Origin of the sequence: Actinomadura roseirufa (assembly GCF_900659635.1) — a bacterium.
Classification (GTDB): Bacteria; Actinomycetota; Actinomycetes; order Streptosporangiales; family Streptosporangiaceae; genus Spirillospora; species Spirillospora roseirufa.
Genome location: NZ_CAACVB010000250.1, coordinates 1 through 10,643 on the forward strand (window position 1 = coordinate 1; position 10,643 = coordinate 10,643).

The 10,643-nt window shown below is 75.4% G+C and carries 7 protein-coding genes; 3 read left to right on the plus strand and 4 right to left on the minus strand.

Features of this window, described 5'->3' with window-relative positions; genetic code table 11:
- Positions 1-1,242 (minus strand): hypothetical protein (locus E1291_RS42525; protein WP_165495412.1); only part of this gene is annotated, 1,242 nt, incomplete at its 3' end.
- Positions 1,243-1,620: 378 nt separating this feature from the next.
- Here E1291_RS42525 and fxsA point away from each other — a divergent pair.
- The 3 genes from fxsA (at position 1,621) to E1291_RS33610 (ending at position 6,912) form a co-directional block, all read left to right on the plus strand.
- A complete protein-coding gene (fxsA, locus tag E1291_RS33600) occupies positions 1,621-1,815 on the plus strand; it encodes an FxSxx-COOH cyclophane-containing RiPP peptide (RefSeq protein ID WP_131742102.1) in 195 nt (64 codons plus the stop codon).
- Between the two features lie 71 nt (positions 1,816-1,886).
- Complete coding sequence (gene fxsT, locus E1291_RS33605) at positions 1,887-5,897, plus strand: FxSxx-COOH system tetratricopeptide repeat protein (RefSeq protein ID WP_131742103.1); 4,011 nt, start codon at positions 1,887-1,889, stop codon at positions 5,895-5,897.
- A 64-nt stretch (positions 5,898-5,961) separates the two neighbouring features.
- Positions 5,962-6,912, plus strand: coding sequence for a hypothetical protein (locus E1291_RS33610; RefSeq protein ID WP_131742104.1), 951 nt, complete (start codon positions 5,962-5,964; stop codon positions 6,910-6,912).
- Positions 6,913-6,923: 11 nt separating this feature from the next.
- Here E1291_RS33610 and E1291_RS33615 read toward each other — a convergent pair whose 3' ends face one another.
- The 3 genes from E1291_RS33615 to E1291_RS42530 all read right to left on the minus strand — a co-directional run.
- On the minus strand, positions 6,924-9,299 hold the full coding sequence (locus E1291_RS33615; protein ID WP_131742105.1) for an AAA family ATPase: 2,376 nt from the start codon (positions 9,297-9,299) through the stop codon (positions 6,924-6,926).
- Positions 9,300-9,304: 5 nt separating this feature from the next.
- Positions 9,305-10,285, minus strand: coding sequence for a hypothetical protein (locus E1291_RS33620; RefSeq protein ID WP_131742106.1), 981 nt, complete (start codon positions 10,283-10,285; stop codon positions 9,305-9,307).
- A 73-nt stretch (positions 10,286-10,358) separates the two neighbouring features.
- The coding region (locus E1291_RS42530) for a hypothetical protein (protein ID WP_165495413.1) at positions 10,359-10,643 on the minus strand (285 nt) is incomplete at its 5' end.

Below are 10,643 nucleotides of genomic sequence, written 5' to 3' on the forward strand. Positions count from 1 at the left end.
GGGTGCGGGCAGCGGTGGCGCGGGCAATGGCGGCGCGGCCAGTGGTGGCGCGGTCTGTGGTGGCGCGGGCAGCGGCGGCGCGGGCGGGGGCGGGTCCACGACCGGACCCCGGCGGGCGTCGAGCCGGGCGTCGTAGCGGGCGTTGGCGGCCAGGTGCAGCAGGTTGATGACCAGGATGGCCGGGGCGACGGTGGCCACCACGCCGTCGAACATCGGCTGGAGCAGCAGGGCCAGCACGATCGCGGTGATGCCGTTCTGCTGCGCCAGCGCCAGCCGGACGCGGTCGCCCGGCGGCCGGCCCCGGGTGAGCGGCAGGCTCACCACGATCTGGGCGGTGAAGGTGACCACGCCGAGCCACAGGCCGGCCCACGGCCGCACCCCGGTCGACAGGACGACCCCGACCGCCAGCGTGCCGAGCAGGAACGCCGCGTACGTCAGCGCTCCGAGGACGCGGGAGAACAACTCGGGCGCGCGGGCGAGCGCCGGGCGCAGGAACAGCCCGGCCAGCGCGATCCCGAGCATCCAGAAACGGTCGACGCCGACCGCGAGCGCCGCCAGCAGCAGCGCGCAGCCCGCCGCGAACGGCAGGACCCCGCCGTCCTCCCGGCGGCCCTCCCACCGGCGCCGGGCCCACCGGGCGCCGAACCACAGCCCGGCGAGGACGGCGGCGAACAGCAGGTTCAGGGCCGTCGACCAGGCGAACGCGCCGGCGCCGCCGGTGAGGGCGGGCGGCGCCGCCCCGCCGTTCCCGGCGCCGAACCGCAGCGCCAGCGCGGCGGCGTAGACGGTCAGCAGCGTGGTCATGGGGTCGTCGAAGGACGCCCAGGCCAGCAGCAGCACCTTGCCGCGCGGCGTGAGCCGGGACGAGCGCTCCAGCGCGGCGACCGACAGCGGGTCGATCTGCGCGACCGCCACCCCGAGCACGAGCACCTCCGGGTGGTGGACGGCCAGCGCCATCCCGGCGGTGATGAGCGCGGCCTTCAGCAGCACGCCCACCGTCACCGCGAGGACCACGACGCGCGCGTCCGCGCGCAGCGTGCGCGTGTCGATCCCGTGCGTGCTGCCGTAGAGGCCGACCGCCAGCAGCGCCGACACCGCGAGCAGATAGCCGTGCTCGGTGACCAGGCGGGTGACCTCGCCGTGCCCGGCGGCCCGCCCGGCGGCGTATCCGGCGCAGGTCACCAGGACGAGCACCGCGAGCCGGCCGGCCGCGGGCTCGGTGCGCGAGCGGGCGAGGCGCATCGTGTCTCCCCCGTTCTCCGCGCCGATGACGATCCCAGGGTGGCAGATCCGCGGATCGAAGTCAGGGAAGTGGGCATCGACTTTATACAGAGGGTGTGGAAACCCGGGCTTCAGAGTAATTCCCCGAGAGATCTTCGGCAAGGGTCGTACTGTCCGGAGTTGTCCACGACGGCTTGTTGGGAGCGTTCCGAAAGAGCGCCGCAAAAGAGGCATAGGACGCAATCTTCCGGTGGTCGGCGACTATCCTTGGCCTGTCGTGCGGGCCGGCCGTCCCGAGCCCGCGGGAGTGCGGCGGAGTGCGGTGCGAGCGCGGCCCACGCCTGTTGCGGCCCAGGTCATAACGTCTCGAATAGATGTCCGCAAAGGAAGGGGCTGGAGATGGAGAGGGGTAGCGAGAGAGGCGCGGAGAGAGCCGGGCCGCCGCTGCGATCGGAGATCATCGACGTTTCCAAGATCGACCCGGCCGATCTCGCCGAGCTGCCCGGCGAGGTGCTGCGCCGGGCGATCGAAAGGGTCTGCCGGGAGACCGCCCGGGAAACCACGGCATACCAGAGATTCAACGCTTCCATTTAGTTCTGCCGCCGTTGACAGGTCTTATCATTGGCACTTGAAGAACAATGCGGTCGCACCCCCCGGGAGCAGCGATGATCACTGGGCCGCGGTCGGCGGCGGGACGCGCCCCGGCACCCGCCGTCGTGGCGTTCTACTCGCTGATGGGCGGCGTGGGCGGCACCATGGCCGTCGCCAACTGCGCCGCCCTGCTCGCCGCGGCCGGCCGGCGGGTCCTCGTCGTCGACTGGGATCTCGCCGCCCCCCGGCTGCACGACTACCTGAGGCCCTTCACGGCGGGCGTGCCGGCGCCCGGCGACGGCGGTCTGATCGAGCTCGTCCGCCGGTTCGCCGGGACGGCCCCGGAGGCGGGCCCGCTCTCCCTGAGCGGCCACCTGGTGCCGCTGCGGATGGCCGGTCTCGGCCCGCCGGGCGGGGTCGACTTCCTGCCCCCGATGGGGCTCGGCGACCTGGTGCACCTGTCCACCCTGTGGCGCGGCTGGGACGAGCGGCCGCCCGGCACGGACCTGGCCGAGTTCGCCGTCGCGCTGCGCCGCGCGCTGGCGGCCACGGCCTACGACCACGTGCTGGTGGACGTCCCCTACGGCGCCTCGGACGCGGCCCGCGCCGCGATCGAGCGGCTGGCCGACGTGCTGGTCGCGGGGTTCCGGCTCGCCGCCGACGGCATCGACCGCACGGCCGACCTCGCGCGCGGAATCCGCGACGGCGCGCCCGGCACCCGCGTCGTGCCCGTCCTGATGCGGGTCGACCCGGAGCTCGGCAGGGGCCCCGCGAACCGCAACCCCGAGCAGGAGCGGCTGCTGGAGCGCACGAGGGAGCGGTTCGGCTGGCTGGTCGGCGACCGGCCCGGCTACTGGGGGCGGATGAGGGTCCCCGACAGCCCCGACTACGAGCGCGGCGAGCGGCTCGCGGTGCTCACCGCCCCGGAGCGCGGCGACGGCGGCCTGGCCGGCGCCTACCGGCGCCTCGTCGCCGAGTTCACCGGCGGCGGCGTGCCGGCCGGGGTGCGGGTCCCGGCCGAGACCCGCGCGGCCTACGAGCGCGACCTCGCGGAGCTGACCGCCGAGACGCGCGCCGCGTCGGCGTGCGTGCTCGCCGCGCCGAGAGAGCGGGCCTGGGCCGACTGGATCGGCTTCGAGCTGCGGCGGACGGGCGTGCCGGTCTGCGCGCCGCCCGAGCCCGGCGGGACGGTCGAGGCGCGCGTGCTGCTGGTGGTCGGCGCGTCCCGTCCCGGCGCCGGTGAGCCGCCCTGGGCGGGGGTGCGCGTCCCGTCCGAGTGCCAGGTGATCGCGCTGCGCACCGCCCACCACTCGGAGTTCCCCGGGCTGCGGGTGACCCGGGAGATCAACATGCGCTGGCACGGCGAGGCGTCGGCGCGCGGGACGCTGCGCGAGCTGTTCGGCGTGTCCGGCGGCGAGCCCGCCGGGGACGGTTTCGGCGCGGGGTTCCGGCCGCGGTTCCCGCGCGGCCCGGTCGAGGTGCGCTACCTGCCGCCGCCCAACCCCGCGTTCGTGGGGAGGCGGCGGGAGCTCGACGCGCTGCGCGACCGGCTGCTGTCGCCCGAGGGCGGCCCGGCGCCGTACGTGCTGTGCGGCGAGCCCGGCACGGGCAAGAGCCAGATCGCCCTGGAGTACGCCGAGCGGTTCGCCACCGACTACGACCAGGTGTGGTGGATCCCGGCGCAGAGCGAGCAGGACGTGCGGGCGACGCTGGCGAAGGTGGCGCGGCACCTGCTGGCCGAGGACCGCGGAGACCGCGGCGACGTGCCCGGCGGGGGGCAGGAGGACCTCGGCGGCGACCTGGCGGGGGCGGCGCTGGAGATGCTCGGCGACCCGGGCCGGGCGGTGACCTGGCTGCTGGTCTACGACAACGCCGGGGCGCTGGCGGACATCGCGCACCTGCTGCCGTGGCAGGGAGCGCACGGCCACGTCATCGTCACGGCCCGCCACGCCGGCCCGGCGGGCGACACCGCGGGCGAGGCGGCCGCCGCGGAACCCGGTCCGTTCACCTTCGCCGAGAGCCGGGAGCTGTTCCGCCGGGTCGTGCCGGCCCTCGCGCCGGACCAGGCCGACGGCCTGGCCGCGCTCGCCGAGGACCTGCCGCTGGCCGTGGCGCTGGTCGCCGCGTGGATCGCCACCGACAACCGGCGCCGGCAGGGCGGCGCCGAGCTGCCCCGTCCCGGCGACGACCTGCCGGACGTGCCGGAGACGAGCCTGCGCGAGCGCGGCGCCGTCGAGAACAGCGTGGCCGCGTTCCGCGACGGCTTCGCCGAACGCCGCCGCCTGGCCGCGGCGGCCGTGCCCGGCGAGCCGGGCACGGCCGAGGCGGCGGACGGGAACGCGCTCGACGCCGCGCGCACCGTGCTCGACATGGCGCTGGAGACGCTCGCGGTCGGCCGGAACGGGCGGGCCGTGCGGCGGCTGGTGGAACTGGCCGCGTTCCTGTCCCCGGACGGCGTCTCGCGCCGCCTGCTGTACTCCCCGGCCATGCTGGACGCGCTGCGCGCCGCCGACCCGGGCTTCACCGACAGCACCGTGCTGGACGCGCTGCTCGTGCGGACCTCCCGGTTCGGCCTGGCGGTGGTCGACCACGTCCGCGACGGGCAGGTGCTCATGCACCGGCTCGTCCAGCGGCTGATCCGGGAGGGCCTCGGAGCCCACGCGGGGGAACGCCGCGCGGAGATGCTCCGCGTCCTCGCCGCCTACTGCCCGCCCGACGGCGAGGTCGACCAGGACTATCACCGGGAACGGTTCGCCGAGCTCCAGCGCCACCTGGAGCCGTCCGGTGCCCTGGACGGCACCGACGCCGCCGTGCGGCGCTGGCTCGCGGTGCAGGTGCGCTTCCTGCGCCGCGCCGACGACCCGGGCAGCGTCCGGGCGGGCCGCGCCCTCGCCGAGCGGCTGTGGGCGCGGTGGCGCGCGCGCCACCGCCGCGACGACCCGCTGCTGGTGCGGCTGCAGATCGACCTGGCGCTGCTGCTGCGCCCCGACGAGCCGGGCCGGGCCGCCGAGCTGTTCACCGCCGCCCTCGCCCACCAGCGCCGCGACCTCGGCCTGCACCATCCCGCCACGCTGATGACGGCCCGCGGCCTCGGCGCGCTGCTGTGGACCGACGGCGCGTTCGGCGAGGCGTACGAGGAGGATCTCAGTACCCTCGGCCTGCTGCGCCGGGTGTTCGGCGGCGGGCACCCCATGACGATGGAGGCGGCCGGGAACCTGGTGCTGTCGGAGATGCTCACCGGCCGCCTGCGGGAGGCGCTGGAGCGCGAGCAGGCGCTACAGGACGCGGCCGTCCGCTCCCTCGGCGAGCACCATCTGCGGGTGCTGGCGTCGCGGACCGTCGTGGGCGTCATCATGCGCGAGCTCGGCGAGTACGAGGAGTCGGAGGCCGCGCTCGCCTCGGCGGCGGACGTGCTGGAGGAGCGGTTCCCCGCCGACGAGCAGAACCTGCTGCGCGCGCAGCGGGAGCTGGCCCTCACCCGGCTGCGGCTGCCCGGCGCGGACGTGCCCGCGGCCCGCAAGGTCATCGCCGAGGTCCTGGCGCGGTACCGGCGGACCTACGGGGAGACGGCGTACGAGACGGTGGCGTGCCGGGTGTCGGAGGCCGTCGCGGCGCACGCGGCGGGCGAGGACGACCTGGCCGCCGAGATCGCGGCGGACTGCCGGGACCGGCTGCGCGAGCGCTTCCGGGACGACCACCCGTTCGTGTTCGCGGTGCAGAGCAACCTGGCCGTGTACACGCGCGCCGATCGCCTCGACGAGGCGATCGCGGTGAGCGGCGAGGCGCTGGAGGGGCTGATGGCGGCGCTGGACGACGGCGGCCACCCCTACCTGATGCTGGCCCATCTCAACCACGGCGGACTGCTGGCCGACGCCGCCCGGATCGATCCGGGCCGGCTCGCGGAGGCGGCGAGGCTGCTGGAGTTCGCGCGCGACGGCTACCACGCGCTGTTCGGGGCGGACCATCCGGCGACGGCGGCGGCGCGGGAGAACCTGCGCGAGGTGAGGGCCCGGCTCGCCGGCGCGGGGGGCGCGCCGCGCCGGGCCCACCGCCGGTTCATCGAATGGACGGCCCCACTGATCTGAACGCGGGCCCGGCGGCGGGCGGGGGGCCGTCCGGGCGGGTGCTGGAGACGAACGAGGTGAGCGGATGGACAGGACGGTCGCGACGGACCGTGCCGAGCATGTCGACGGCAAGTGGAGGCGGCTGATCGAGACCGTCGAGCGCGGCATGGCGGCGGGCGAGGGCCTGGCCTACCTCGCGCACTTCACCGACGGGATCTACAACTTCGGCACCGCGCCCGCGGCGGCCGCCACGGGGGACGAGGGGCGCGAGGAGGGGCCGCGGCGGGACCGCTACCGGCGGATCGGGCGCCAGCTGAACCTCGTCCACGAGGCCGCCGACGGGTGGACGCGGCCGCTGGACAGCGGGCGGCTCATCCGCACCGTGCTGGCCTCCGACCAGGGCGCGATGCTGCACTTCACGCTGCGTCCGCACGAGTACCTCGTCGGGGTCGCGCGCGGCGCGGGCCGGATCGAGGCCGCGGACCGGCAGGCCGCGCTGATCACCGGGGACGTGCGGAACCTGCACGGGCTCGGCTCGGAGAACCCGGGCGGGTACGAGGCGTTCGCCGCGCGGGTGGCGCCGCCCGACCCGCCGTCGGCGTCCACGCTGCGCACGCGCGTCGCCCCGGGGCGCGACGGCCACCGGTACGCCGACGTCCACGAGCGGTACGTCTGCGGGACCGACCTGCACTACCTGGCGTGCTTCACCGGCGGCGAGCCGCTCGGCGAGGTCGACGCCTTCGAGGACGAGCAGGTCGCGCACTTCTTCGCCGCGATCACGCCCGCCGCCCGCCGCCGCCTGTACATCGGCATCGTGCCGCGGCTGGACGTGCTCGTCCGGCGGCTGGGGTTCCAGCTGCGGGCGCTGCTGGACGGGCCGCTGACCCGGATCGTCCTCGATGTCGAGGAGGGCGCGCTGTACTACCGGATCCTGCCGGGCGGCGTCACGGTGCTCGGCGTCACGCTCGACCAGTCGAAGGTGTGGGACGCCGAGCAGCGGCTGGAGAAGGCGGTCGCCGAGCAGCTCGGGCGGTGACCGGCGCCGCCTCACGGCTGCTCCGCGGCGGCCAGGGCCGTGGCGCGGACCAGCCCGCCGAGGCCGTCGAGGTTGCGCAGGATCGCCAGGTGCCGGGCCCGGCGGTCCTCGCGGCTCGGCAGGTCCCGGTCGCCGGCGTGGACGGCGAAGTCGCCGAGCCGGTCCAGCGGCGACAGCGGGACGGTCTGGTAGATCGCCTCGTAGGTGTCGCACAGGGCACCGAGCCGGGCCCGGTCGGCGTCGTCGGGCGGCCGGTCGCGGGTCTGCTCCAGCCAGTCGGCGACCGACCGGCGGAACGCGACGAGCAGCTTGCGCAGCGTCAGCGCGACGCCGATCGCCTCGAACGCGTTGGCGCGGCGCAGCCGGTGGACGAGCATCGGGCCGGCCGGGCCGGACCGCGCGGCGCCCGCGGCGAACGAGCCGTCGAGCAGGTCGGTCACGGTGTCGACGGCGCCGAGCGAGCCGAGCGCGCGGTTGAACAGCGCGGCGAGCTCGGGGCTCAGCGCGGGCCCGCCGGGCGCGCCGCCGTCGCCGGCCGGCGGGTCCGGCCGGACGCTCTCGCGCAGCTCCCGCCACTGCCGCTCGGATTCCTGCCGGAACTCCTCCAGCCGGACGGCCAGCTCGGACATGTGGTCCTGGGTGTGGGAGACCTGGCGGCCGACCCGGTCCATCTGGTCGCGGAACACCGCCAGGCCCGGGTCCGCGGCGGGCGCCGCCGGGGCGGCCCGGCGGCGGGCCGGGCCGACCCGGGCGAACAGCCCCTCAAGCCGCCCGTTGAGCACGTCGGGGAAGTCGGAGGGCTGGTAGCCGACCGGTTCGGCGCCGCCCGCCTCGGCCAGGCCGGGCCGCAGGTCCTGGGCGAGGAACTCGGCGGCCACGACCAGCACCCGGCGGTCCGGCCACGCCGCGCGCAGCCGCGCGCACGCCGCGCGCAGCGGCGCGGCGTCGGCGTCCTGAAGGACGGCGCCGGCGACGAGGATCGCGCACCCGCTGTTCTCCTGCCCGGCGGGGATCGGCACCCAGAAGTGCACCCGCTCGGTCTCGCCGCGCGCGACCGGCAGCCGGTGCCGGGCGGCGAACGTCCACCCCTTGGCCGTCAGCACGCGCTCAAGGTGGTCGCCGACCTCGGCGACGGGCTCGCGGACCTCGCCGAAGCGGCGCCGCGCGGCCTGGTGGACGGCGGGCACGCCGACGAGACGGTGCCGCCGCGCCTCGGCCACCTGGTAGGAGCGGTAGCACAGCCGCAGCACCGGCCGGGGCGCGCCGCCGGTCAGCCGCACGATCTCCTCGACCGCGTCGGCGTCGAAGTCCAGCGTGGGCCCGTCGTAGCGGCGCCGCCGCAGGTCGATGTACTCGCGGGTGTCGTGCGCGGTGAGCGGCTCGGGGACGATCTGCGTGCGGACGCGGGGCGGCACGTCCTTGGGCAGCACCTCGAAGAACTCGGGCAGCGCGCTGAGCACGAGCAGCCCGCCGCCGGCGATGTAGGCGTCCACCAGCGTGCGGATCGCGCGGACCGGCTCCGGCGGTGCCGCGGCGCCGCCGTCGAGCAGCTTCTCCAGGTCGTCGACGGCGAGGACGAACCTGCGGCCGAGCCAGCCGTGCAGGGTCGCGAACACGCCCATGGCGCGCATCGCCCCGGGCTCGGTGAGCGGGCCCGTGACGCCGTGCTCGCGCAGGGACGGGGTCGGCGCGAGCCCCTGCAGCCATTCCCACGCGTCCATGTCGAGGCGCGGGTGGACGAGCAGCGGCAGCACCCGGCCGAGCTCCTGGTCGCCGGCGATGCCGGGCAGCCGTTCCCGGAGCCGGGACAGGAAGAGGTTCTGCTGCCCGAGCCGCTGGACGACCGTGCGCGGGTCCGCGGTCCCGGCGCGCAGCCGGGCGACGAGGTCGGCGGCGCGGCCGGAGCCGCCGAGATGGTCGGCGACGACGTGGGCGTAGACGTCCGTGACGAGCTTGGCGACGTCCTCGAAGTCGAACTTGCGGATGAACGCCTCGCGGTAGGTCTGGTAGAAGCCGGGGCCGTGCGCGCCGATCGAGACGCACGTGGTGGCGGGCCGGGCGGGGCCCGCCGGGTGTCTCGCCCGGTGGACGATCTCGTTGAGCAGGTGCGTCTTGCCGGTGCCGGGCTCGCCGGAGACCATCACGACCTCACCCGAGCCGCCGCCCGTCGCGGCGGGCGGTCCGGCCGGGCCGGGCGGACCGGCGGGCACGGCCGGGGGCCGGTGGTCGCGGGCCAGGTAGTCCTCGACCGTGTCGCGGGCGAGGGTGATGGACGCCGTCGGGATCGTGATCGCGTCGACGGACGGGTCGCCGAGCATCGCGACCGCGCCGGCGGGAAAGGGATTGGGGGAGGGACTCTCGACCGGGTGCCCGATGTCATCGGTCATGAGTGCTACGTTCCCGCGAAAAGGAATTTGTCGAGATCATCGTAACTCACCTCGTCGGCGTTATCGGCCAGTGCCTTCTCCGTTGCGTTCACCAGGCTGTTCTGCAACTGGTAAATGGTGATCTGCTGATCGAGCGCGCTCATGAGCCGGTCGACCGCGTCCGCCGCGACCGGGACGAATTCGATCCCGGCCTCCCGGGCGCGTTTCTCCCGGTCCCGAACGAAGGCGTGCACGTCCTGCGCGGAAAGGCGGTCGCCGATCGGGAGTTCGACGATCTTCACGTCGTTCGCCGGGACGATCCGTCCGGTCCCGTCCACGGCGTAATGGTCGAGCTCGGCGAAGAAGACGACCCCCGGCGGCACCAGGCTGACATAGGACTGGACCTCCGCCAGCGATGTCGCGGGCGGCAGCAGCACGCCGAACCCGCGGTCACCGGTCTGCTGGAGGACGAGCCCGAGGAACTGCAGCGCGTCGATCACGTCGGTCATCCGGAGGCGGTCGTTGTCGCGCAGTTCCTTCAGTTCCTGGAACCGGCGCGAGACGAGGTCGCCGGGCCGGCCCTCCAGCCTGACCTCGGCCAGCGCGGACAGGTTCGTCGAGATCCGCAGGGCGTGCCCGACGGCGCCCCGGTCGCCGAAGTCGTTCTCGTACAGCCGGGTGAAGTCGAAATGGAAGCCGTCCCTCATGGCGAGCTTGATCGACAGCCAGTGCGCGCAGCGGTTCAGCAGCGCCGTCTTGCCGACCCCGTCGCCGCCGCGGACCACGACGAGATGTCCGCGCCGGGTGAGCGCGGACACGTCGGGTGCCGCGCCGTTGGCGGACGCGGCGGGCATCTCCGCCTGGAAGGCCAGGAAGGGGGTCTCGGTGCAGGTCATCGTCACGTAGTAGGACATGTGGTCCGCCTCGACGAGCGGGCAGAGAACGCGGGGCGGCAGGTCGGGGTTGAACGGGAGCCGGAACTGGTTGCGCTCCGACATCAGGGCCATCGGCGGCCTCCGCGCCCGGGGGGCGGGTGCGAAGCTTTCGGGGAACGGCTCCCGGGACGTCGCGTAGGGGATTTCACGGGGCTCTGCCTTCGCGGAACCAGAGCAGGAAATGCGGGCGCCAGGGGTGGCCGAGGGCGCGGGCCACCGCGGTCAGGTCGGTTCTGATCCGTTCCAGGTCGTCCTCCACTCTGCCGATGCGTTCGCCGCGCGCCTTGGCCCGCTGCCCGCCCTGGTAGGACGCCCAGTCCGTCCTGAGCCGCCGGGTGTGGGCGCTGTCGTCGGCCAGCGAGGCGCGCAGCGGGCGGACGCGGCGCCACCACGGGTGCCGCGCGCCGAGCTCGCCGAGGTGGCCGCCGAG